This window comes from Pseudomonas sp. NPDC087804, from assembly GCF_044742965.1.
Lineage (GTDB): Bacteria > Pseudomonadota > Gammaproteobacteria > Pseudomonadales > Pseudomonadaceae > Aquipseudomonas > Aquipseudomonas rustica.
In genome coordinates, this window is the sequence record NZ_JBIUVN010000004.1 from 69,144 (window position 1) to 93,581 (window position 24,438).

The 24,438-nt window shown below is 58.2% G+C and carries 21 protein-coding genes and 1 pseudogene; 5 read left to right on the forward strand and 17 right to left on the reverse strand.

The genetic code is table 11. The features are described from left to right. Nucleotides 1-33 precede the first annotated feature (33 nt). The 5 genes from ACIOMO_RS10210 to ACIOMO_RS10230 form a co-directional block, all read right to left on the reverse strand. Nucleotides 34-1,023 carry an ABC transporter ATP-binding protein gene (locus ACIOMO_RS10210; protein WP_159814905.1) on the reverse strand — a complete coding sequence of 330 codons (990 nt, stop codon included), beginning with the start codon at nt 1,021-1,023 and terminating at the stop codon, nt 34-36. Beyond that, the gene (locus ACIOMO_RS10215) at nt 1,020-1,820 is read right to left on the reverse strand and encodes an ABC transporter permease (protein ID WP_008083711.1); all 801 of its coding nucleotides are present in this window, start codon (nt 1,818-1,820) and stop codon (nt 1,020-1,022) included. The genes ACIOMO_RS10210 and ACIOMO_RS10215 overlap by 4 nt, the downstream gene beginning before the upstream one ends. Beyond that, nucleotides 1,807-2,643, reverse strand: coding sequence for an ABC transporter permease subunit (locus ACIOMO_RS10220; RefSeq protein WP_178124209.1), 837 nt, complete (start codon nt 2,641-2,643; stop codon nt 1,807-1,809). Before ACIOMO_RS10220 ends, ACIOMO_RS10215 begins: the two co-directional genes overlap by 14 nt. Nucleotides 2,644-2,648: 5 nt before the next feature. Next, complete coding sequence (locus ACIOMO_RS10225; protein ID WP_212551384.1) at nt 2,649-3,455, reverse strand: alkaline phosphatase family protein; 807 nt, start codon at nt 3,453-3,455, stop codon at nt 2,649-2,651. Nucleotides 3,456-3,588: 133 nt separating this feature from the next. Continuing rightward, entirely contained in the window at nt 3,589-4,656 is a 1,068-nt protein-coding gene (locus ACIOMO_RS10230) for an ABC transporter substrate-binding protein (RefSeq protein WP_141129984.1), read from the reverse strand. A gap of 351 nt (nt 4,657-5,007) precedes the next feature. Between ACIOMO_RS10230 and ACIOMO_RS10235 the strand changes: the two genes are divergently transcribed. Both ACIOMO_RS10235 and ACIOMO_RS10240 read left to right on the forward strand, forming a co-directional pair. Next, entirely contained in the window at nt 5,008-5,721 is a 714-nt protein-coding gene (locus ACIOMO_RS10235) for a UTRA domain-containing protein (RefSeq protein WP_053118627.1), read from the forward strand. Between the two features lie 120 nt (nt 5,722-5,841). Further along, nucleotides 5,842-6,390, forward strand: a complete 549-nt coding sequence (locus ACIOMO_RS10240; protein ID WP_401240389.1) for a hypothetical protein — start codon at nt 5,842-5,844, stop codon at nt 6,388-6,390. A 42-nt stretch (nt 6,391-6,432) separates the two neighbouring features. Here ACIOMO_RS10240 and ACIOMO_RS10245 read toward each other — a convergent pair whose 3' ends face one another. The 8 genes from ACIOMO_RS10245 to minC form a co-directional block, all read right to left on the reverse strand. Then, the gene (locus ACIOMO_RS10245; RefSeq protein ID WP_053118631.1) at nt 6,433-8,586 is read right to left on the reverse strand and encodes a mechanosensitive ion channel family protein; all 2,154 of its coding nucleotides are present in this window, start codon (nt 8,584-8,586) and stop codon (nt 6,433-6,435) included. 75 nt (nt 8,587-8,661) lie between these two features. Next, nucleotides 8,662-8,838, reverse strand: a complete 177-nt coding sequence (locus ACIOMO_RS10250) for a hypothetical protein (RefSeq protein ID WP_172680090.1) — start codon at nt 8,836-8,838, stop codon at nt 8,662-8,664. Between the two features lie 158 nt (nt 8,839-8,996). After that, nucleotides 8,997-10,286 (reverse strand): M18 family aminopeptidase, encoded by a 1,290-nt coding sequence (locus ACIOMO_RS10255; protein ID WP_282357441.1) that lies wholly within the window; start codon nt 10,284-10,286, stop codon nt 8,997-8,999. 158 nt (nt 10,287-10,444) lie between these two features. Beyond that, entirely contained in the window at nt 10,445-11,545 is a 1,101-nt protein-coding gene (locus tag ACIOMO_RS10260; protein ID WP_401240393.1) for a hypothetical protein, read from the reverse strand. A gap of 15 nt (nt 11,546-11,560) precedes the next feature. After that, the gene (locus ACIOMO_RS10265; RefSeq protein WP_034151766.1) at nt 11,561-12,196 is read right to left on the reverse strand and encodes an RluA family pseudouridine synthase; all 636 of its coding nucleotides are present in this window, start codon (nt 12,194-12,196) and stop codon (nt 11,561-11,563) included. Between the two features lie 91 nt (nt 12,197-12,287). Continuing rightward, nucleotides 12,288-12,542: a cell division topological specificity factor MinE gene (gene minE / locus ACIOMO_RS10270; RefSeq protein WP_003223146.1), complete on the reverse strand. Its 255-nt coding sequence runs from the start codon at nt 12,540-12,542 to the stop codon at nt 12,288-12,290. Beyond that, on the reverse strand, nt 12,542-13,354 hold the full coding sequence (gene minD, locus ACIOMO_RS10275) for a septum site-determining protein MinD (protein WP_007913953.1): 813 nt from the start codon (nt 13,352-13,354) through the stop codon (nt 12,542-12,544). The genes minE and minD overlap by 1 nt, the downstream gene beginning before the upstream one ends. 169 nt (nt 13,355-13,523) lie before the next feature. Beyond that, a complete protein-coding gene (gene minC, locus ACIOMO_RS10280; RefSeq protein ID WP_053118637.1) occupies nt 13,524-14,261 on the reverse strand; it encodes a septum site-determining protein MinC in 738 nt (245 codons plus the stop codon). A 117-nt stretch (nt 14,262-14,378) separates the two neighbouring features. Between minC and ACIOMO_RS10285 the strand changes: the two genes are divergently transcribed. The 3 genes from ACIOMO_RS10285 (at nt 14,379) to ACIOMO_RS10295 (ending at nt 19,385) form a co-directional block, all read left to right on the forward strand. Further along, complete coding sequence (locus ACIOMO_RS10285) at nt 14,379-15,311, forward strand: lipid A biosynthesis lauroyl acyltransferase (RefSeq protein WP_053118640.1); 933 nt, start codon at nt 14,379-14,381, stop codon at nt 15,309-15,311. A 35-nt stretch (nt 15,312-15,346) separates the two neighbouring features. Further along, on the forward strand, nt 15,347-16,516 hold the full coding sequence (locus ACIOMO_RS10290; protein ID WP_401240398.1) for a patatin-like phospholipase family protein: 1,170 nt from the start codon (nt 15,347-15,349) through the stop codon (nt 16,514-16,516). 70 nt (nt 16,517-16,586) lie between these two features. Continuing rightward, a complete protein-coding gene (locus ACIOMO_RS10295) occupies nt 16,587-19,385 on the forward strand; it encodes an RHS repeat domain-containing protein (RefSeq protein WP_401240400.1) in 2,799 nt (932 codons plus the stop codon). Nucleotides 19,386-19,458: 73 nt separating this feature from the next. On the opposite strand, the gene ACIOMO_RS10300 is transcribed toward ACIOMO_RS10295, so the two are convergent. From ACIOMO_RS10300 to ACIOMO_RS10315, 4 genes and pseudogenes are all read right to left on the reverse strand, one after another. Next, a complete protein-coding gene (locus ACIOMO_RS10300) occupies nt 19,459-20,244 on the reverse strand; it encodes an outer membrane protein OmpK (RefSeq protein ID WP_053118646.1) in 786 nt (261 codons plus the stop codon). A gap of 373 nt (nt 20,245-20,617) precedes the next feature. Continuing rightward, nucleotides 20,618-21,403 (reverse strand): outer membrane protein OmpK, encoded by a 786-nt coding sequence (locus ACIOMO_RS10305; RefSeq protein ID WP_401240403.1) that lies wholly within the window; start codon nt 21,401-21,403, stop codon nt 20,618-20,620. A gap of 159 nt (nt 21,404-21,562) precedes the next feature. After that, on the reverse strand, nt 21,563-22,915 hold the full coding sequence (locus ACIOMO_RS10310; protein WP_401240406.1) for a nucleobase:cation symporter-2 family protein: 1,353 nt from the start codon (nt 22,913-22,915) through the stop codon (nt 21,563-21,565). Between the two features lie 280 nt (nt 22,916-23,195). Next, nucleotides 23,196-24,438: pseudogene (locus tag ACIOMO_RS10315) on the reverse strand (urate hydroxylase PuuD); the annotation flags it as partial.

Here is a 24,438-nt window from a genome sequence, read left to right on the forward strand (position 1 = left end):
TTGAAGCTTGTAGCTCGAAGCGCGCAGCTGCTTTTAAGCTACCTCACACAGGGCCGTCGGATCGATGGAAAGCGCCAGACGCTGACCGTCGGGATGCAGATCAGCCGCCGAGCGATTCAGCACATCCACCACCAATTCCACGCCGCGCGCTTCGATGCGATAGCGAATGACATTGCCTAGCAGGCTGTGGCTGCGGATCTGCGCGTCGAGTTCGCCGTTGAGGCTCAGTTCGATGGCTTCCGGGCGAATGGCGATGCGATGGTTGATCGGGCGCTGCAACAGTTTCGACGCGGCTTCGGCGTCGAGCAGGTTGTAGTTGCCGATAAAGCCTGCGGCGAACACGTCGACTGGCGCGGTGTACAGGGTTTCGGCGTCTCCGCTCTGTACGATTTTTCCCTGATTCATCAGGAAAATGCGATCAGACATGGTTAGCGCTTCTTCCTGATCGTGTGTGACGAAGATCGTGGTCAGGCCGAGTTCGCGCTGGATCTGGCGGATCTGTTCGCGCAGGTGTTTGCGGATTCGTGCATCGAGGGCCGACAGCGGTTCATCCAATAGCAGCAAACGCGGACGTGTGACCAGCGAACGGGCGAGGGCGACACGCTGGCATTGGCCACCGGAAAGTTGATGCGGATAGCGGCTGGCGAAGTCGTTGAGTTCAACCAGTTTCAACACTTCCGACACGCGTTTATGGCTGTCGTCGGCGTTGACCTTTTGCATGCGCAAACCGAATGCGACGTTCTGCTCGACGGTCATGTTGGGAAACAACGCGTAGCTCTGGAACACCATGCCGATCCCGCGTTTTTGCGGTGTCAGCGGCACAATGTCGACGCCATCCAGCAGGATCTGGCCGCCATCTACCGGCGTCAGGCCAGCAATGCAGCGCAGCAGGGTGGATTTGCCGCAACCGGACGGGCCGAGCAGGGTGACGAATTCGCCTTTGTTGATTTCGCAGTTGATGTCGCTGAACACCGGGGTGCCCGCGTAGTTTTTCTGCAGGTGTTGGACGCTGACATAGCTCATTCGCTTTTGTCCTTGTTCAAGATGTTGGCGATCCAGGTCAGGACCAGCACGAAAAAGAAATACGAGATGACCAGCGCACTGGTGAAGTGGCCGCTGCTGTTGCGCATGTTGTTCAGATAAACCTGCAAGGTTTCGTAGCGCGTGCCGACCAGAATGTTGGCGAAAACGAACTCACCGAACAGGAACGAGAACGACAGCAGCAACGCGACCATCAGGCCTTTGCGCAGGTTGGGCAGCACCACCAGAATGGCTGCCTGAAAGGTGCTGGCGCCGAGCAGTTGCGCGGCGTCCATCAGGTCGCGCAGGTTGATCGCTTGCAGGTTGTTGGTGATCGCGCGGTACATGAACGGCAGCGCCACGGTGAAGTAGCAGCCGATCAGAATCCACGGCGTGCCGACCATCGCCATCGGCCCGGAACCGTAGAGTTGCAACAGACCCACCGACGACACCACCGGCGGCACCGCGAAGGGCAGCAGGATCAGGATATTCATCAGCGCGTCGAGTTTCGGGAAGTGGTAATGCACGACGAACAGCAGCGGCAGAATCAACACCACCGACAGCACCAGCGCGCCGACACACACCAGCAATGACTGGCCGAACGCGTGAAGGAAGCGCGGATCGCTCCACAACTGGATGTACCACTTGAAGGTGAAACCACTGGGCAAAATGGTCGCCGACCAACTGCTGGCGATCGAGTAGACCAGCGTGCCTGCCAGCGGCAGCAAGAGGATCGCAAACAGCAGGTAAACCACGACGCGGTGGTAGAGGCCGGCCGGGCCGGATTCAGCGCGAGACATGGTAGCTCCTCTTCAACAGCAGTTGATGCACAACAGTGACGATGGTCATCAGCGCCACCAGCACCACGGCCAGAGCGCTGGCCAGGTTCGGGTCGAGGGAAATGTCGCCGGAGACCATCGCTGCAATCCGGATCGGCAGGACGTTGAAGTTGCCCGTCGTCAGTGCATACACCGTGGCGTAGGCGCCGAGGGCGTTGGCCAGCAGGATCACAAACGTACCGAGCAGCGCTGGCGTCAGCACTGGCAAACCGATGTGCCGCCAGAACTGCCAGCCATTGGCACCGAGCAACGCGGCGGACTCGCGCCAGTCTTCACGCAAGGCGTCGAAGGCCGGGTAGAGCAGCAGCACGCCGAGGGGAATCTGGAAGTAGGTGTAGAGGATGATCAAGCCGGTTTTCGAGTACAGGTTGAAGTCCTGAATGATCCCGGCCTGCTTGAGCATGATGGTGATGCTGCCGTTGAACCCGAGCAGGATGATGAAGGCGAACGCCAACGGCACGCCGGCGAAGTTGCTGGTCATGTTGGCGAAGGCATTCACGAAGTTGCGCAGTTTCGAGTCAACGCGGCGCAGGGAATACGCACCGAGCACGGCAATGATGATGCCGAACACACTCGACCAGAAACTGATTTCCAGGCTGTACTGGATCGCCTGCAAGTAGAACTTCGAACTGAAGATCTTGGTGAAGTTTTCGATGCCCCAACCGAACTCTTCCGATTGCAGGCTGTTGATCATCACCCAGACCAGCGGGGCGATTTCGAAGACGATAAAGAACAGCGCGAAGGGCACCAGGCACAACGCCGCCAGCCATTTGCCGCGAGTCATGGCATTCACTTGAGCAGCTCCCGGCACACAGGTTTGTCGTGGGGCACGCCGAGCAGTTCGCAGACAGTGCCGCAGATTTCCGTCTGCTTCGGCGCGGCATCAGCGCTGAAGCTGAACGCATCGCCGAGGACGAAAAGCGGCACTTGGCGTTCTTCCGGCAGCAGGCCGTTGTGCGAGCGGTCGTTGTTCATGCCGTGGTCGGCGGTCACCAGCACTTGATAACCCGCGTCGAGCCAGCTCTGCAAATAGTCGGCGAGGATGATGTCGGCCGAGCGCGCACTGTTGCGGTATTGCGAACTGTCGAGGCCGTGTTTGTGCCCGGCGTCGTCGATGTTCATCGGGTGGATCAGGAGGAAGTTCGGATCGTGGCGCAGGCGCAGGTTTTCCGCGTCGGCGAACAGGTGCGAATCCGGATAGTGATCGTTCCAGTAGAAATGCCCGTGCTGGATCGGCAGCGACAGATTGTCGGTGTGCCGGTCGCGGGCGGCGACGAAGGGCGAGCGGTTGTACAGCTCGCTGACCCAGTGATACGCCGCTGCTGCGGTTTTCAGACCGGCATCGCGGGCGTAGTGATAAATGCTGCGCTGATTGGACAGGCGCGCGACGTTGTTGTGGACGATGCCGCTGTCGATCGGCGGCACGCCGGTGAGGATGCATTCATAAAGCGGTCGGGACAGGGCCGGCAGCTCGCACTCCAACTGGTAGAGCGCGGCGCGTCCTGCGCCAACATAAGCCTGCAGATGCCCCATGGCGTGGCGCGCGACCTCGTAGTTGAGACCGTCGAGCACGACAAGGATGACGTTGTGCTTCATAGGGGCAAAAACTCCGAAAACAAAACTGGAACCAACCCCTGTAGGAGCTGCCGCAGGCTGCGATCTTTTGATGTTGCTTTTAAAGGGCAAGATCAAAAGATCGCAGCCTGCGGCAGCTCCTACAGATGAAGGATTACTTCATCTCGACGATGACTTCTTCGTTCCACTGCTGTGGCAGGGCTTTGGAGGTCTTTTCCCAGGCGTCGGCGTCTTTGATCGGGGTGACCTTTTTGTACTGCTCGTTCGGCAGCAGTTTGGCCTTCACGTCTTCCGGCAGTTGCAGGTGCTCGGCGCGGATCGGGCGCGCGTTGCCGCGGGCGAGGTTGGTCTGGCCGGCGTCGCTGAAGATGTATTCGCGGGTCAGCTTGGCGGCGTTAGGGTTTTTCGCGTACTTGTTGATGATCGTGGTGTAGCCGGAAATCACCGAACCGTCGGACGGGATCAACACCACGTAATCATCCGGGTTGGCCATCTTGGCTTTGTAGCTGAGGCCGTTGAAGTCCCAGACCACACCGACTTCGATCTCGCCTTTTTCCATGGTGGCGATGGTCGGGTTAGCCATCGACAGGCGACCTTGCTTGGCAATGTCGGCAAACAACAGCAGGGCCGGCTTGATGTTTTTCTCGTCGCCACCGTTGGCCAGTGCCGCAGCGAGAACGCCGTTGGCAGCCTGGGCGGCGGTGCTTACGTCACCGATGGAGACCTTGTATTTGCCGCCCTTGAGGTCAGCCCATTTGGTCGGTACTTCGGAGCCGTGCAGCAGCTTTTTGTTGACGATGAACGCAATGGTGCCGGTGTAGGCCAGCGCCCAGTTGCCGTCCTTGTCCTTGGCCCAGTCCGGGACTTGATCCCAGGTGCTTGGCTTGTACGGTTGCACCACGCCTTGCTTGACCGCGATCGGGCCGAACGCGGCGCCGACGTCGCCGATGTCGGCGGTGGCATTGTCTTTCTCGGCGGCGAATTTGGCGATTTCCTGAGCCGAGCTCATGTCGGTGTCGATGTGTTTCAGGCCGTAGGTTTTGGCCAGGTCTTCCCAGGTGCCTTTCCAGTTGGCCCAGTCATCGGGCATGCCGACGCTGTTGACGGCGCCTTCCGCTTTCGCAGCGGCTTCGAGGGTTTTCAGATCGGTGCCGGCCGCCATGGCGGAGGTGCACAGTGCAATGGTCGAGCCTAACAGTGTTGCCAGGAAAAGCTGTTTCATTCCGAAGCTCCTTGGTCGTGTTCAACGCTGCGATTGCGGTGGTTGTTGGTCTAGGTCAGCAATACCTGAGCCAATTTAAGGGGGCTGGATGACACTTTGATGTCGGTGGCCTCGCGCCAGGCCTTTTATCTGGCCGATATCGGCAGGTGCCCGATAAGCGTAGACCATGCGCAAAGGCCCGGTGGGCAAGGGACTTGGCCGATGTATTGCAAGCCGTGAGGATGACCGTTCGGTAGTTTTGTCATCTCTCGGTCATCTGTACTGCCTAGGCTTGCATCACTACAAAACGGTTTGATCGCCGTGCGGTTTTGCCCCGAAACAGTGCTGGTCTAGTCCAGATAGGTAACGTTGATGCGTGATGAGGCAACAAAAGCGGTGACAGCCATTGGCCAGGTGTTGCAGGAGCAGCTCGACCACGGTTTGTTGGCGGCGGGCAGTAAGTTGCCGGCTGAACGCAAGCTCAGTGAGTTGTTTGGCACCACGCGGATTACTGTGCGTGAGGCGTTGTTGCAGTTGGAGGCACAGGGGCAGATTTATCGTGAGGAGCGGCGCGGCTGGTTCGTTTCGCCGCCGCGGCTGGCCTATAACCTGATGCAGCGAAGTCACTTTCACGCGATGGTCAGTGCGCAGGGGCGGGTGCCGTCGACCGAGGTGATTTCGGCGCGGCTGCAACCGGCGTCGGCGGCGGTATGCGAGTGGTTGCAGTTGCCGGCGCTGTCCAGCGTGATTCAGATTTGCCGGTCGCGGCGGATTGACGGGCGGTTGGTGTTGTATGTGGAGCATTATTTGAATCCGCAGTTTTTTCCGGGGATTCTTGAGTTTGATTTGAATCAGTCGATTACTGAGTTGTATGCGCGGCATTACGATTTGCACTATGGGCGGGTGCGCTTTGAGATTGTGCCGACGTCTTTGTCGGTGGATGCGGCGGCGGCTTTGCGGGTGTCGGTGGGGAGTCCGGGGTTACGGATTGCTCGGGTTAATTATGATCAGCATGAGCGGTTGATTGATTGTGATCTGGAGTTTTGGCGGCATGATGCGATTCATGTTGGAGTGGATGTGCTTTGAACTTTTTATATGATTTGTTGAAATAACTAGTGGTTTGTTTTCGGTTTTTAAGTTTGGTTGTCTTGTTTAAAGTAAGTGCAGGTCAAATTTGACTTGCATTGATTTAAATAAGGATGTTGTATGTTTGGTGATGAAGATTGCAGCAAGGAAAGCTTTAAGGGCACGTTGACTGCTTACGGTAACCCTATTTCTGTGACGGAGACTGGACGAGTAGCGGCAATGCGCTCGGGTGTTGAACCGACCGTGCTCTATTTCTACGGGAGTAACGGTAGATATTCGATAAGTCTGGGACGCACTGATGAAGGCAAGGGCGTTGTCGGAATGGAAACGGAAGGGTATCTGCGCATACAACAGCAAGGTATTGAGTTTTATGTCAGTGATGGTGAAGGGGCGCCACTCGCCAACACACAATCGTCGGGTGAAAAGGTGGTGTATCTGGTCGGCTCTACAGAGAATGCAGATGTATTGCTGTTTGGCGGCGCAGACTTGTTTGATTGGGATGTGGATGCGCGATACAACTTCTTGAACGCAGCTCATAAAGTCAAACACGAGACTATTGATGAAAGTGTTTATTATTTCGCCCCGGCCGGCGATGGCACATGGAGGAAGTATACGGAAGATCAGCCGTACTTCAGTAAGGCTACACCCTTTGTATTGACCGTTGTGTAAACCCAGTTGTACGCAGCGCGGAGTTTCGCGCTGCGTTTTTTATTACTGCTTATCCAGCTGACTCCCCCCCGGCACCATCTGAATACTCATCCTCGGTGTCGCCAGATCCAGTCCGGCCTCATCCAGATGCCGCTTCAGCGACAAGTTGAAAGCCCGCGACACTTCCCACTGTTTGATCGGCGCGGTCTTGAACCGTGCACGCAAAATCGCGCTGCCGGACTCAAAACTCTCGACACCCTGAATCTCCAGCGGCGACCAGATATTGCGGCGTTGCAGGGGATCGGTGCGCATCTTCTGGCCGACGTCGCGCATCAGTTTGATCGCGTCGTCGATTTCCATGTTGTACGGCACCGCGACGCGGAAGATCGCGTAGCCGAATTCGCGGGAGTAGTTCTTGATGCTTTTGATCTCACTGAAGGGGATCGTGTGGACAATGCCGTCGATGTCGCGCAGGCGCACGGTGCGGATGGTCAGGCCTTCGACGGTGCCGAGGTGGCCGCCGACGTCGACGTAGTCATCGATGGCCAGCGAATCTTCGATGATGATGAACAGGCCGGTGATCAAGTCGGCAACCAGCGACTGCGCACCGAAACCGATGGCCAGACCGATCACACCGGCACCGGCCAGCAGTGGCGTAACGTTCATGCCCATGTTTGCCAGCGCGACGATCAGCGCGATGATGAAAATCGCCACGAACAGCACGTTGCGGATCAACGGCATCATCGTTTGCGCGCGGGCATTGGCGAGGCCTTTGCGCGAGCGGGTGAGGGCGTGGTGCACGGCGGTGTCGGAGAGAATCCAGATCAGCCAGGCAAACAGCAGCGTGCCAGCGAGGCTGAACAGTTTTACGCTGACGTCATGCCCGTCGCCTTCTGCGAAAGTGATCAGCGACTTGCCCCACACCCGCAGACCCAACTCGATAAACGCCAGCCACACCAGCAGATGGGCGAGGGTATAGAAGAAGTTTTTCAGTCGTTCCGAATACAGCGCATGACGTTTGGCCCCGCGCTGCGGTTTCAGCGAGTGGCGACGCACCAGGCCGTTGATCACCATGCACAGCACCAGCAACACCGTGCAGATCATCGATTGGCGCAAAGCAGTGCTGGTGTCGCCGGCGGAGAAGAACGTCGCGAACAGCGAAATCCCCACCAGCACCAGCGCCGGGACGTACCAGAAGGTGCCGAGGATATCGATGGTGTCGCTGAGGGCGCGGCGGGTCAGGCGTCGCGACAGTGGCTGGTTGCGGATCAGGTGCGCAATCGGTCGGCGGAACCGCAGAATGAACAGGCCGGTTGAAATTGCCGCGAGGACATTGGCGACGGTTGCGGCGGTGTGGGCCAGATGCACGCCGAGGCTTTCGATCAGACGCGGATCATTCAGCGCCTCACCGAACGCGGCGAAGCTGCCGATCAGCCACAACGGCCGGAACGCCTGATGACGCAGGATGTACAGCGCGCGATGGCGGTGCGGGCCATCGAGCAGGGAGAAAGCAATCACGCAGATTGCCGAGAAGCAGGTGCCGACCACCAATGCGTACGCCAACACCATCGCCAGGCTTTTACCCAGCGAGGACGGCAAGGCGTAACTCATGTAAACGGTGATGACCAAAGCGATCAGCCACGGCCCGAGTTTGCGCAGGGCGAAGCGCAACATGTCGAGGGCTTTGGGGTGTTGCGGCAGTTCTTCGGTCAGACCAAAACGCATGCGCACGCGATGACTGAGCCAGATCAGCGCAGCGGCGAGCAGGCTCCAGACCATCAGAATCATGGCGAAACCGAAGATTACCGGCAGCCATTCGCTGGCCGGCATCATCAAGGCGCTGAATTCATCTTTGGCCAGATCGAACTCGGCAGACCAGCGATTGAGCGGGCTGTCAGCGCCGGTGAATTGTTTTTCGAAATTGGCGAGGGTGCCGCCGATCAGGCCGAGTACGCCTTCTTCAGGTGTGGTCTGGGCTTTTTTCGTGGCGTCGCGCAGCTTTTTCAGGTCGGTGAGCAGTTGCGCGCGTTGCTTGTCGTTTTCCAGCGACTTGATGACTTCGTCGAGGGATTGACCGAGGGGTTCCTGCGCTTCGGGCTGGGCCTTGTTGGTGTTGAGCAGGCCGGGCAGACCGACCGCCTGGGCAGGCGCCAGCGGCAGCAGCGTCATCAGGCAGACGAGGAACAGACTGGGTAAAGCAAAAAGACGAGCAAACACTAGGCGGTCAACCTCGCAATGGGCGGATCGAACGAGTGTACGAGCCCGCCTGCTGCAATGCGAGCCGGTGCGCGGTTATTCGTTGAGTTTGGCGAGGATCTTGTAAACCACGGTGGCGAGGATCAACAGCATGCCGACCCACATGGCGAAAACACCGGCGTTCTTGTCGCGGAAGTTGAAGCCGATGGCCAGCAGGAGCATTCCGCACAGGATCGGAATCAGCATGGCGTGAAACGAAGACATCGTGATCATGGAGACAGCCTTGTCGAAAGGGATGATTAAAGTCTAGGTGGCTTTTATGGGCATTGTATTGATCTGTGTAGGAGCTGCCGCAGGCTGCGATCTTTTGATCTTGTCTTTTGAAAAACAGGATCAAAAGATCGCAGCCTGCGGCAGCTCCTACAGGGGGGTTACGGGAGTTCCTGGCAGGCGTAAAACGCACTCAGCACTTTCACCAGATGCGCCAGGTCGTGGCTGCCGCACAGTTCGCGGATCGAGTGCATGGCGAAGGTCGGCAAGCCGATATCGACGGTGCGCACACCGAGGTGGCTGGCGGTGATCGGGCCGATGGTCGAGCCGCAGCCCATGTCGCTGCGCACCACGAAGCTTTGCACCGGCACTTCTTCGGCCATGCACAGATGGCGGAAGAAGCCGGCGGTTTCGCTGTTGGTGGCGTAGCGCTGGTTGCTGTTGACCTTGATCACCGGGCCGGCGTTGAGTTTCGGGCCGTGGTTGGCGTCGTGCTTGTCGGCGTAGTTGGGGTGCACGCCGTGGGCGTTGTCGGCCGAGACCAGCAGGGATTTCTGGATAGTGCGGACGAATTCGTCACCTTCCGGCAGCAGACGGCGCAGGGTTTGTTCGAGCATCGGGCCGTCAGCGCCGCAGGCCGAGCAGGAGCCGACTTCTTCGTGATCGTTGCAGACCAGCACGCAAGTTTCGTCGGTTTCGGCAGTCAGCAGCGCTTGCAGTCCGGCGTAGCACGACAGCAAGTTGTCGAGACGCGCGCCGGCAATGAAGTCGCCGTTCAGGCCAATCACTGCAGCACTTTGTGTGTCGTAGAAACTCAGCTCGTAATCGAGCACGACGTCGGCGTTCAAGCCGTGTTCGCGGGCCAGTTGATCGGTGAGCACGGCGCGGAAATCGACGCGTTCGTCCCCAGCGAATTGCGCAAGGATCGGCGGCAGCTCGGTCTGCGCGTTGATCGCCCAGCCCTGATTGGCTTCACGGTTGAGGTGAATGGCCAGGTTGGGAATGATCGCGATCGGCGCCTTGAAGTCGATCAGTTGGCTTTCGACCTTGCCATCGCGGCGGAAGGTGACGCGGCCGGCCAGCGACAGATCGCGGTCGAACCACGGCGCCAGCAGTGCGCCGCCATACACTTCAACGCCCAGTTGCCAGAAGCCCTGACGCTGCAGTTCCGGCTGTGGTTTGACGCGCAGGCACGGGCTGTCGGTGTGCGCGCCAACCAGACGGATGCCACCGTGCAGGGGTGAAGTGCGGCCCATTTTGATCGCGACGATCGAGGAGTCATTACGAGTAACGTAATAGCGGCCGTTAGGCTCGGTGGTCCACGGCTCGCGTTCGTCGAGGCGCACAAAACCGGCGGCCTCCAGACGTTGCACAAGACTGGCGGTGGCGTGGAACGGGGTAGGGGAGGCCTTGAGGAAGTCGATCAGGCCTTGGTTCAACTCTTCGCGCATAACAAGCTCCAGACAGCAATGGCCGGGAGTTTAACGCATCGGGAGGGGAATTCGATCCCTGTAGGAGCTGCGGCACGCTGCGATCTTTTGATTTTGATTTCAAAAAGCGGAATCAAAAGATCGCAGCGTGCCGCAGCTCCTACAGAGGGTGGGGTTGGTTAGCGCGGGCTGAACACGCGTTTTTTCAGGTAGCGCATGATGACTTTCTCGTCTTCCGGCTTGTCCGGGCGTGGCAGCTGTTTTGGCCAGCGGCTCTGGCTCAGGAGCTTTTTCTGCCGGCTCTCGTCCCAGCGCAGAATCTCCCGCGACGCACATTCCCACCACTCATGGCGACAGGCGCTGTAGTACGGATCATCCGGTGCGGCGCTGCCATACAACAAGTCTCGACCGACCTTGCGCAAGGCGCCGCTCTGGTGGCGCAGTTTCCATTTGATTTTCAGGCGCTGCCAGGCCGACGGGAACGGTTTGACTCGCGGCACGTCGCGGCACAGATCCACCAGTCGCTGACTGAACGTTTCGCCATGCTGGGAGAAGAAGTACGTCTGCATCGCATGGAAAAAACGCTTTTCGGCGAAGTAGTGGTAGACGTATTTTCGCGCTTCCACGACCCGGCGTTCACGCAGGGCATACGACAACGCGATCTGCTCGATGGTATGGATCTCGAAGCCGCCAACCGTGCATTGATCGATCATGCGGATCGACTCTTCGAACAGATCCAGATCGTTTTCGGTGACACCGCACAGGCCGCTGTTGTAGAGCTTGAAGCCGTTGTCCGGGGTCACGCCATACGCACTGAGGTCGCGCGCAAGCTTCAGATAGTCGCTGCGCTGGTGCACGTCTTTCCAGTCGTACTCGAAGCGATCCATGACCGAGCAATCCTGCCCGATGGCATCGAGCAGACGGCTGGGATGATCAGTGAACAGCGTGTCGGTGTCGACGAACAGCGTCTTCTCCGCCCACTGTATGCCGGCGGCGATGGCGCAGGCCTTGCGGCGATGGTGGTAGCCATTCGTGCCTTGCCAGCGCGTCAACGTGGCTTTGTCGAGGAACACCGTGTCGACCGGCCAGCCGGCGTAATCTTGCGGGCGATCAGTGAGAATCCTGATCGCAGGAAGCTGGCCGTTTTTCGCCTGGGACAACACGGTGAGGATGCTGAACTTGGCCTCGCGGCGGTAGACATCCTGATTGCCGTAAATCAGGTACAGCAACTGCTGGCGGGTTTTTTTCAGGGGTGTGGCGAGGGAATCAATACAACTCATCCGAAACAAAAATCCTTAAAACGGTGCCGGGCATTCGAAGCGCAAGCGTTCGCCGGTCTGGGGATGGGTGAAGCTCAACATACTCGCGTGCAAACACAAACGCGGCCAGGCGGCCAAGGCTTGTTCATGGGCGTAGAGCCCGTCACCCAGCAGCGGATGACCGATCGACAGCATGTGCACGCGCAACTGGTGCGAGCGGCCGGTGATCGGCGTCAGCTCGACGCGGCACCAGTCGCCGCAACGTTCCAGCACGCGCCAGAAGGTCAGCGCATGTTTGCCGAATTCGTGATCGACCACATGGCGCGGCTTGGTCGGCGGGTCGTAGCGCAGGGGCAAATCGATGCTGCCGCTGTCCAGTTCCGGCTGACCCCACGCCAACGCGGTGTAGGCCTTTTCGGTTTCACGGTCATGAAACTGGCGCGACAGTTCACGATGTGTGTCGGCGTCACGGGCCAGCAGAATGATGCCGGAGGTTTCCCAGTCCAGACGATGGACGATGCGCGCTTCCGGGTAGCCGTTTTCCTGCAGACGGGTAATCAGGCAATCCTTGTTGTCGTCGGCGCGACCGGGCACCGAGAGCAGCAACGTCGGTTTGTTCACCACCAGTACAGCGGCGTCCTGATGGATGATGTGGATGTTGGACAACGGCATTAAAACAGCCTCGTAACAAATGCCAACGGCGGTTCAGGATCATTCCAACGAGGGAATGACCCTGAACCGCCGTCGTACCTACCTGATCGACTCAGCGATCGGGCAGGGTGATGTTGAGTTCCAGAATCGAGCAACTGCCCTGGCTTTCCAGTGCAACATGTACGTCGTCGTTGCCGATGTTGACGTACTTGCGGATCACGTCGACCAGTTCCTTCTGCAAGGCTGGCAGGTAATCCGGCGTGCTGCGCTGGCCGCGCTCATGCGCCACGATGATCTGTAGACGCTCTTTCGCTACCGAGGCGGTACTTGGCTTTTTGTTGGCACGAAAGAAGTCAAAAAGGTTCATTACCTACCTCCAAACAGGCGCTCGAAGAATCCCTTCTTCTCGACATCGAGGAAACGGTGGGCTTTTTCTTTGCCCAGCAAACGGTCGACGGTATCGCTGTAAGCCTGACCGGCATCGCTCTGGTCGTCGAGAATCACCGGTACGCCCTGGTTGGATGCCTTGAGCACCGCCTGGGATTCCGGGATCACGCCGAGCAGGGTGACCGAGAGGATTTCCTTGACGTCTTCAACGCCAAGCATCTCGCCCTTTTCCACACGCTCTGGATGGTAGCGAGTGATCAGCAGGTGTTCCTTGATCGGGTCTTCGCCACGTTCGGCGCGACGCGATTTGCTCGCCAGCAGGCCGAGCATGCGGTCCGAATCTCGTACCGAGGACACTTCCGGGTTGGTCACCACGATCGCTTCATCAGCGAAGTACATGGCCAGGTGCGCGCCTTTTTCGATGCCCGCCGGGGAGTCGCAGACGACGAACTCAAATTGTTCCTTGAGCTCCATCAGGACTTTTTCCACGCCTTCGACAGTCAGCGCGTCTTTGTCGCGGGTCTGGCTGGCGGCCAGCACGTAGAGGTTTTCCAGGCGCTTGTCTTTGATGAGCGCCTGTTGCAGGTTGGCTTCGCCGTTGACCACGTTGACGAAGTCATACACCACGCGGCGCTCGCAACCCATGATCAAGTCAAGGTTACGCAGGCCCACGTCGAAGTCGACGATCACTGTTTTGTGGCCGCGCAGAGCGAGGCCGGTACCGATAGCGGCGCTGGTGGTGGTCTTACCCACACCACCCTTGCCGGATGTAACCACGAGAATCTTGGCCAAGGTGTTTCACCCCTAAGGAAGAAGGACTTTTTAGCCCCTGAAAAACATCTCTTGAAAACTACTGCAGTCGGACAGCCTTGGCTGGAATTTGGCTTGAGGCCTTTTTCCTACTTCGTTTGAGCCGTTTTCGCTACGTTTTAGAGATGCTTGGAAAATGCGGCAGTATCCGTTAAAGCCGAATGATGTTCAACACGTCGCCCGACAGGCTGACCTGTACGCCCGAGCCCCACATTGGATCGCGGCGCAAATCCTCGGAAACCTTGTAATGACCGGCGATGGAGATCAGTTCAGCGCTCAATTGCTGACAGAAAATCCGTGCCTTGGTGTCACCCTTCACGCCGGCCAGCGCACGGCCACGCATCGGGCCGTATACATGGATGTTGCCATCGGCAAGAAGTTCCGCCCCCGGACTGACCGAGGAGACCACGACCAAATCGCCACCCTGCGCGTATATCTGTTGGCCACCACGTACTGGCGTGGTGATGACGCGGGTCTGTTTGACGGTCGGTTCTGGCGGCTTTTCCGGCTTCTTTTTGACTTCGGCTTCGGGCATCTCCAGCGGGCGTTCACGGGCACCGGACGGCGGCAGCACCGGAATGTCGATGGCGATGGCGGCGGCAATGTCTTCGATGCGGCTGGCACGAATCGCCAGGGTGCGCAGGCCATGTTGACGGCACACACGCATCAAACCTGGCAGGTCGACCGCGCCTTCGCTCGGCGGCAGTTTGTCCAGGGCCAGAACCAGCGGCGCGTTGCTGAAGAAATTCGGCGCCTGCGCAACTTTGGCGGCCAATTGCCGATCGAGGCTGTCGAGGTCGTTACGGGCCAGTTCCAGCACGGTAATGGCCAGCATGCTGCCCTTTAGCTGGAACACGGGATCTTGGTTTAACGGTTCGGTTTTGCTCATGTCGGCATACAACGGCTTGTCACTAAAAGTGCCGAGACTTATAACGAGAACGCCCGCAGGCCGCAAGCCGGGTCGAACGATGTAGAATGCGCGGCCACTGTATTTACGGAAGCTTTAATGGATCGCCCGCGTTTTCGAAAAGCATTTCTTGCTCCACGTTTCTGGCCGCTCTGGTGCGGCTTGGGGCTTTTGTGGCTGATCGTGCAGCTGCCGTATCCGGCGTTGCTGACCATCGGTCGATTTTTGGGTGCGTTGATGTATCGCTTTGCCGGCGACCGGCGGCGCATTGCCAAGCGTAATCTGGAACTGTGCTTCCCGGAAAAATCCGCGGCGGAGCGCAAACGCCTGCTCAAGGAAAATTTCGCCTCGACCGGCATCGCTTTTTTTGAAATGGCGATGAGCTGGTGGTGGTCGCGTGAGCGTCTGGCCAAACTCGCCCACGTCGAAGGGCTGGAGCATTTGCAGAAAGCCCAGCGCGAAGGCAAAGGCGTGATCCTGATGGCGGTGCATTTCACCACCCTGGAAATCGGCGCGGCGCTGCTCGGCCAACAGCACACCATCGACGGCATGTACCGCGAGCACAAAAATCCGTTGTTCGATTTCATCCAGCGTCAGGGCCGTGAGCGGCACAACCTCGATTCGCTGGCGGTGGAGCGCGACGACGTGCGCGGCATGCTCAAGCTGCTGCGTTCCGGTCGGGCGATCTGGTACGCGCCGGATCAGGACTACGGCGCCAAGCAAAGTATCTTCGTGCCGCTGTTCGGCATTCAGGCGGCGACCGTGACGGCGACGACCAAATTTGCGCGGCTGGGTAAGGCGCTGGTGGTGCCGTTCACTCAGGAGCGTCTGGCGGACGGCAGCGGGTATCGGCTGGTGGTGCATCCGCCGCTGGAGGATTTCCCGGGCGAGACCGAAGAAGCCGATTGCCTGCGCATCAACCAATGGGTCGAAGGCGTTTTGCGCGATTGCCCGGAGCAATACTTATGGGCGCATCGGCGCTTCAAGAGCCGGCCACCGGGCGAGCCTAAGTTGTACGCCAAACGCGGTTGATTCACCCCATCCCCTAAGCACCACGGAGTGTTGCGATGAGCCCAGCGGAACCGGTCACAGGTTTGATTCTTTCCGGCGGCGGGGCTCGGGCGGCGTATCAGGTGGGGGTGCTGGCGGCGATTGCCGAATTGTTGCCGGTGGGCGCGGACAATCCGTTTCCGGTGATCGTCGGCACCTCGGCCGGCGCGATCAACGCGGTCAGCCTCGCCAGCGGTGCCAGCGATTTCCGCGCGGCGATCGAGCGGCTGACGCTGTTCTGGCAAGGATTTCGCAGCCATCGCGTGCTGCGCAGTGACTGGCCCGGCGTGATCCGTCAGGCCAGCCGTTTTGTTAGCCACAGCCTGCTTGGCCTCGGTCGACATCTGCCGGTTGCGCTGCTCAACAGTTCGCCGCTGCGCGACCTGCTCAATGAAAAACTGCACCTGCCCGGCATCGCCGAATCCATCGCACGCAAGCAATTGCATGCGGTGGCGGTGACGGCGTTCGGCTACGAATCGGGGCAGGCGGTGACGTTTTATCAGGGCGGCGGCACGATTGATTCGTGGCTGCGCCATCGGCGCATTGGTGTGCCGACGCAACTGTCGGTCGATCATCTGTTGGCCAGCTCGGCGATTCCGTTGTTGTTCGCGCCGGTGAAAATCGGTGAGGAGTATTTCGGCGACGGCGCGGTGCGGCAATCGGCGCCGATCAGTCCGGCGTTGCACTTGGGCGCCAGTCGCGTGCTGGTGGTCGGCGTCAGCGGCAACCCGCGTGGCTTTGATCCGCAGCAGCCGCTGGAACGCACCTACACCGGGCAACAGCCGACACTCGCGCAGATCGGCGGGCACATGCTCAACAGCACGTTCATTGACAGCCTGGAGAGCGACATTGAGTTGCTGCAGCGGCTCAACCAGTTCAGTCATCTGATGCCCGCCGGCACGCCGACTCGTGAACTGGGCGTGGCGCCGGTGGAGGTGCTGGTGATTTCACCGAGTCAGCCGATTGATGAGATTGCAGCGCGGCATCGCCAGGAATTGCCGGCGGCGTTGCGCTTGTTTTTACGTGGGCCGGGGGCGACGAAAACGAGCGGGGCGGGGGTGCTGAGTTATCTGTTGTTCGAGGCGGGGTATTGCAGCGAGTTGATTGATTTGGGGCGAAGGGATGCGTTGGCCAAGCGTGAGGAGTTGTGCCGGTTTCTCGGAATTCGGCAGCCTGAAGCCGTTTGACCTGTCAGGTATGACAGTAGACGGCTGAAGGTTATGTCCTTAGCTTTATCACTTTGGACAGGGATGAGCGATGGACACTCAACAATGGACGGATACTCACACGCCGGCACTCTCTGTCGTCGACTCACGCGGGCTGGCCGTGCGAAGCGTTGCCTATTGTCGACACCCGAAAAATCCTTCCATTGAACCTCGCATTACCCGCAATAATTTTGATGCTGCCGGCCGGCAGATAGCGTCATGGGATCCTCGATTGTGGGGGGGCGCAGCGAAACCGAACCTCGCGACGACCTACAATCTGCAAAACCAGTCCCTATTGGTGGACAGCGTTGATGCAGGCTGGCAACTGAGTCTGGTGGATCAGGCCGGTATGGCTCGCTCTTTCTGGGACGGACGTGGGAGTCAACGGCACACCGAATACGATCATCTGCAGCGGCCGACGATTGTTTCGGAGCATCTGGTGCAGGATTCACCGAAGGTTTGCGACCGTTTTGATTATGGTGATGGCTCTGACGCGTTTGCTGAGCATAACCAGTGCGGCCAACTGTTGCAGCATGATCATCCGGCAGGCAGCCGCAGCCTCGACGAATACGGCGTGAGTGGTTTGCTGTTATCGGAGCAGACGCGGTTTCTGCGTGATCTCGAGTTGCCTGACTGGTCGTGCGAATCCGTGTCAGCCCTATTGGAAGACGAGGTTTTCAAGTCAACGCAGAAGTATGGCCCTTTGGCAGAAGTGCGCTGCCAGACGGATGCCGCGGGCAATGTCAGATTCTTTGAGTTCGACCGGGCGGGGCAACTTAGCGCCGCCCGACTCAAACTCGCTGGCTCCTCGGAACCTCCGCGTTTGCTGGTCAACGATATACATTACGACGCTACGGGTAACCGCATCAGTGAGCAGACTGGCAATGATGCAGTGAGTACTGCCCACTACGCCATTGAAGACGGACGTTTGCTGCAAATGCAGTCCCGCAATGGCGAGGGCGGTGTGCTGCAGGATTTCAACTATGAGTACGATCCTGTCGGCAACATCGTAACGCTTCAAGACCTTGCGCAGCCGACGCGTTATTTCAAGAATCAGCGCATTGATCCGGTTAACCGTTATGTTCATGACAGCCTTTACCAACTGGTCGAGGCCACGGGCAGTGAAGTCAGCCAACCCAGCCATGGCCCTGCATTACCCGGCTGGCAAACTACGCCACTGGATCCCAATCAGTTACGCAATTACGTCCAGACATTCGATTACGACGCGGCCGGCAACCTGAAAAGGCGCCACCACAGCGATGCAGAAACTTTCGAGATGTTTACGTCGTTGCAGAGCAATCGCAGTGTTGCCGATCAAGCGAGTCTGACTGATGGCTTCGATGCGAACGGCAATCAGCTGGAGCTTTTGCGCGGCCAACGGATGACGTGGGATGTTCGCAACCAGTTGAGCCGCGTAACGATGGTCAACCGTCCTGACGGTTCAGATGATGCCGAACATTACTGTTACGAGCGCCCCGGCCATCGCTTGCGCAAGGTTGGTGTTACGCAAGCTGCCAGTCGCACTTTAAGGACTGAAGTTCGCTACTTGTCGGGGCTGGAAATCCATCGTGATACCGCCACCGGAGAAGAGCGGCATGTCATCAGTGTTGATGCAGGGCACAGCCAGGTTCGCGCCTTGCACTGGGAAACCGGAAAGCCTGCGGATGTGCGCAACGATCAGTTGCGTTTTTCCCTGAGCAATCATTTGAACTCATGCACTCTGGAATTGGATGAGTGGGGCAGCGTCCTGAGTCGGGAGGTTTATTACGCGTATGGCGGCACGGCGCTGTGGGCGGGGGCTAGCGAGGTTCAGGCGAAGTACAAAACAATTCGTTATTCGGGAAAAGAGAGGGATTTGACGGGGCTTTATTACTATGGTTATCGCTATTACGCGCCTTGGTTGCAGCGATGGGTGAGCACGGATCCCGCAGGGGACGTGAATGGTTTGAATGTGTTTTTGTTTTGTGGGAATGGATCGGCGAGCAGAGTTGACAGCCAAGGGTTGAGTTGGAATGCCAGTGAGTATTTTTACAAGGTTAGGCCAATAGGCTTTGTGTATAAAGAAATGGGGGAGTGGTGGGATAAAGCTAGAAGCAAAGTTGATTTTTCACTCGATAAAGCAATTTCTGAAATTGAAAGTGTAAATGCAGCGATGTTGTTGAACAAAGAAAGTGGATTTAATTCTGCGGTTTCAGATTGCATTGATAACACGTTTGGGCCTGGTGTCGATCGTACTTATTTGATGGAAGCATTAGGCAGAATAGAAGACCATTTGAACAACTATTCCATTGACAGAGACAATATTCTTCTGGTGGAGCGGCCGAATATAAAACGGGCAATCGGTGAGAGTCGAGGAAGCGAGAGACTTTATGCTGGTGTGCGTATGCCCCCCAAGGATCCGATGAATCGAATGGTGGTCACCGAGCGCGAACTTTTAAGTGAGGGAACTCTCGATATTGCTTTTATTCACGCCGCGGCAGTACGCATGGGAGGGCATGAGTTACTTGGTTTTTCAAGGGGATTTCCAATGATAGCGCCTGATGCTACTGCTTTTGTTGGAGAAGATCTCGCAAATGGAAAGTTTGATGGGGAAATTGTATCTCGCGTTCTGGATCGACTAAAACCTGCTGATGTTAAATGTTTTTTTGGATCGAAAAGGCTTTTTAATCTGGAAGGCAAAATGGCCGCGAATCCAGAAATCAGGGCTGATTTATTGACGCATGATGCGGGAGTGCTGACTTACTTTACCAAGACATTAGCTCATGTGCTTGAAGAGCAGCGACCACCCCCTTACTCAGAACAACTCAGAAATAAATTCTCGGCGAATTACCGTTCACCGAAGGACGCGTAGCCGACACGAATAATCATTACACACAGATCCTTCACGTTTGCCGTGAAAGACCTGTGTACAGGTTGCCGTGTAATCAGAAGTGGAACTTCACCAGGAAGCTGGTCACGTTCTGATTGGTGGTGAACGCACGGGTGTCGTCGATCCCGTACTTGTCTTTCCAGTAGTCGTACTCAACACCGACGTACAGCTGCTTCTCGCCGAAATTCAGCGCCTTGCCCAGGTCGTATTTGACCTGTGGGTTGAAGTGCAGGTTGGCTTTGTATTCGCCACGGTTGTTTTCGTCGTTGTCGACGACCCAGTCCATGTAACCGTCGATCAGCACGTTCGAGTCGCCGACCGGGATGGTGTAGGACCAGACCGGGGTGATCTGCCAGACGTTGTCACCGGGGCGCGAGCCTTCGGTGTGGCGCTGGTAGAAGTTCAGCTGGAAGTAGTCGAAGCCCGGGATGGCCAGGTCAAAGCCAGGACCGATCAGGTAGGACTCGGTGTCACCCTCGCCGAACTCGTAGGTCATCGCCAGCAGGACGTCTTTGATCGGGCCGAATTCGATCTTCTGGTCGAGTACCTTGCCCAGCGAGATGCGTGGCTGGAACTCGCCGTAGTAGGTGTTCGGGCCGTTGTTGAAGTCCTTGTCACCGTTGTAGAAGATCTTGTCGACGAACAGGAAGTTGTCCCCATACTTCCACGCATCGGCGTGCTCGAAGGTGACGGTCTGCTGGATCGCAGGGTTGACCTTGAAGTCCTTACCGTAGAGGTAGGTCAGGCTGTTGTTCTGCCACTGCAGCAGGCCATCGGCCATGGCCTGGCCGCCGGCCAACATCGATCCCGCAAGCATCAGGCTGGTGCACGTACGTTTCATTCGGTTGCTCCCAAAGTAGGTGTTCCACGTTTATTTTTTTAAGATCGGCGCTCTGGTGTGGCGCCTTTTTTCGTTACTGCAAAAGTCATCCAATCGGTCAGCTTTGCTGGTGTTAGCAAGAGCTGGGCCAAGGCTTTTCGAAAAGCAAAAAAACGCCCGTCGGCTGCTGCAAAACAGTCGATTGAGCGTGTTTTCGGGATGCCTCGGTACTGGCCGGGGCCGGGATAAGTTGGCCCGTCGGTCAGGAATTAAATCCGGGCTTTTTTTTAGACCGAATTCATGAGGCCGCGGAGAATACTGACTCCTCGGCCAGCTCTCAAGTGCCCCGCAACAGAGCACCGACGACAGGTATGGGGCACGGTTGCGGGTCATCTTAAAAATGCACCTTCACCAGCAGGCTGGCGGTGTTCTGATTGGTGTCGAGGTTGTGGCTGCTTTCGACGCCGTATTTGTTCTTCCAGTAGCTGTATTCGGTGCCGACGTACAGCTGCTTCTGACTCCAGCCCAGGGCTTTGCCGAGGTCATATTTGATCTGCGGATTGATGTGCAGGTTGGCGTGATAGGTGCCGCGCGAGTTCTCGTCGTTGTCGACCACCCAATCCAGATAGCCATCGATCAGCACGTCGGAATTGCCCACGGGAATGCTGTAAGACCAGCCGGGGGTGATCTGCCACACGCCGTCGCCGGGGCGCGGGCCTTCGGTCTGGCGGCGGAAGATGTTGAGGGTGACGTAGTTGAAGCCGGGCACCTTGAGGTCGAAGCCGGGGCCGATCAGGTAGGCCTCGCTTTCACCTTCGCCGTACTCGTAGGTCATCGCCAGCAGCACGTCTTTGATCGGGCCGAACTCGATCTTCTGGTCGAAAATCTTGCCGAACGAGAAGCGTGGGGTGAATTCGCCGTAGAAGGTGTGCGGGCCTTTGTTGCGGTCTTCTTCGCCGTTGTAGAAGATTTTGTCGACGAAGAGAAAGTTGTCGCCGTATTTCCACTTGTCGGCGTGCTCGAACGTGACCGTCTGCTGAATCGACGGGTTGATCGCGAAATTCTTGCCGTACAGGTAGCTGAGGCTGTTGGTTTGCCACAGCAGTAAATCGCCAGCCACGGCTTGACTCGCGGCCAGCAGGCCACCACCCAACAGCATGTTTGTCTGTGTACGAATCATCTGTTGCTCCCTCTTGTTTTTATTGTTGAGGCAGGGTGTTGCACAGTCCCTGTGGGAGCGAGCTTGCTCGCGAAAGCGGTGTGTCGTTCAACAGTGATGTTGCCTGACATGGCCTCTTCGCGAGCAAGCTCGCTCCCACAGGGATAATCGGTAATGCTTTTAATGTGCGTGGCAGTCGTTGATGGCCGCGCGCTCTTTGCCGCCGAGAATGTTGAACAGCAGGTTCAGCGTCAGCGCGCTGAGCGTTGCCATGGCGATGCCGCTGTGGGTAATCGGGCTCATCCATAGCGGCAGGTGCGCGAAGAACTCAGGGCGCACCACCGGGATCAGGCCCATGCCGATGCTCACCGCGACCAGCAACTGGTTGCGACGGTCACCGATGTCGGCTTCTTGCAGAATCTTGATGCCGGTCGCGGCGACCATGCCGAACATTGCAATCGCTGCGCCGCCGAGTACTGCCGGTGGAATCGATGCCACCAGGAACGCGGCTTTCGGCAGCAGGCTCAGGACGATCAGCAAGCCACCGGCAACGATGGTCACCGAGCGGCAGCGCACGCCGGTCATCTGCACCAGGCCGATGTTTTGCGCGAACGAGGAGTGGGTGAAGGTGTTGAAGAACCCGGCGACAAATGAGGCGCCGGCATCACACAGCAAGCCGCGACGCAGCATGCGCGGGCAGACTTCCTGGCCGGTGATTTTGCCCAGCGCGAGGAACATCCCGGTGGACTCGACGAAGATGATCACCACCACCAGACACATTGACAGGATCGGCGCGAGTTCGAATTTCGGCATGCCGAAATGCAGCGGGGTGACGAACTGAATCCATGGCGCATTGGCCATGCCGCTGAGGTCGACCATGCCGATCACGCCGCACAGGATGTAGCCGAAGCACATGCCGATCAGTACGGAAATGTTGACCCAGAAACCGCGCATGAAGCGGTGCACCAGCAGAATGGTGCCCAACACCAGGGCGGCGATGGCCAGATAAATCGGTGAACCGAATTGCGTAGCGCCTGCACCGCCGCCAGCCCAATTTACGGCGACGGGGAACAGCGACAAACCGATCGAGGTGATGACCGTGCCGGTCACCAGAGGCGGGAAGAAGCGGACGACCTTGGACATGAATGGCGCGATGATCATGCCGAAGAAACCGGCGGCGATCGTTGCGCCGAAGATGCCTTGCAGGCCGATACCGGGCATGCCGGCCATGGCGACCATGCTGCCGACAGCGGCAAAACTGGCGCCCATCATCACCGGCATGCGAATGCCCATCGGGCCGATGCCCATGGATTGCACGATGGTGGCGACACCGGCGACCAGCAGGTCGGCGTTGATCAGGAAGGCAATTTCTTCACGACTCAGGCCAGCGGCCTGTCCAATGATCAGCGGCACCGCGATGGCACCACCGTACATCAGCAGAACATGTTGCAAACCGACCAGGATCAGTTGCAAAAGGGGCAATCGCTGAATGGCGGGTGCGTCGGGGATGCGCGCTTTGGACAGCTCGGACATGCAACACCTCAGATCTTTTTATTCTTGTGATTGAACAGCTGCCGGGTTGCTCACAGCTGTTTCTTTGCATCATTCGTATGTGTGGGCAGAGGAATTTTGTGGCGAGGGGATTTATCCCCGATGGGCTACGAAGTAGCCCCAAAACCTGCAATCGCAATACATCAGGCAGATGGCAATTGCAGGGTCTGCGACGGCTGCGCCGCCGATCGGGGATAAATCCCCTCGCCACAGGTAAATCCCTTCACCTCAAAAGCCTGCTGTTAGCAGGCTTTTGTGTGGCTTAGTTGGTCTGGGCTCCCTGCACAATCCAGGCGCCGATCAGGTCACGTTCCTGCTGGGTCATCTGTGTGATGTTGCCCAGTGGCATGATCTGACTAGTGACCGCTTGTGCCTGAATCCGCGCCGCGTTCTGGCGGATCTGCTCAGGGGTGTCGAACATCACACCCGCTGGCGCTGCGCTGAACAACGGACTGGTCGGCTTGGCCGAGTGGCAAACCGCGCAGCGTTCTTGAATCACGCTGTGCACTTTGTCAAAGCCAGGGCCGGCGTTGGAGGCTTGTGCCGGTGCAGCAGGTTCGGCAGGGGCTGCCGGTGCCGCTTCAGCCGGTTTCGCGCCACCACCCAAAGCCGTTTCCGGCAGCGGTTGGTACTCGATTTTTGCTGGAGCCTTGGCCACTTCCGGAGCGGTCGACATCGGCGTTGGGCCGGTGACGTACGCCAGCGTGATCATGCCTACCGCTGCAACCGGCAGAGTCCAGGCAAACTTGTGGCTGTCGTGACGGGTGTTGAAGTAGTGACGCACCAACACGGCCAACACCGCGATCCCGGCCAGGATCAACCAGTTGTACTGGCTGCCATAGGTGCTCGGGAAGTGGTTGCTGATCATGATGAACAGCACCGGCAGGGTGAAGTAGTTGTTGTGACGCGAACGCAGCAAGCCTTTGGCCGGCAGCGCCGGATCCGGCGTGCGGTTCTCGGCAATCGCCGCCACCAGTGCGCGTTGCGCCGGCATGATGATGCGGAACACGTTACCGACCATGATGGTGCCGATGATCGCGCCGACGTGCAGGTACGCACCACGACCGCTGAACACTTTGCTGAAGCCATACGCCGCGCCGATGATCAGCACGAACAGGATGAAGCCGAGCAGAGCAGGGCGTTTGCCCAAGGCCGAGTCGCACAGGAAGGAGTAGATGAACCAGCCGAGGAACAGCGAGCCGATACCGATGGCCACGCCTTCAGGGCCGCTCAGTGTGCTGCCCGGAGCCAGCAGGTAGAGCGTAGGGTTGGAGTAGAACACCACGCACAGCAGCGCGATACCCGACATCCAGGTGAAGTAGGCTTCCCATTTGAACCAGTGCAGGTTCTCCGGCATTGCCGGCGGGGCCAGTTTGTATTTTTCGAGGTGATAGATACCGCCACCGTGGATCGCCCACAGGTCACCGGCCAGACCGGTTTTCGGGTTGACGCGGTTGAGGTTGTTCTCCAGCCAGACGAAGTAGAACGACGCGCCGATCCAGGCC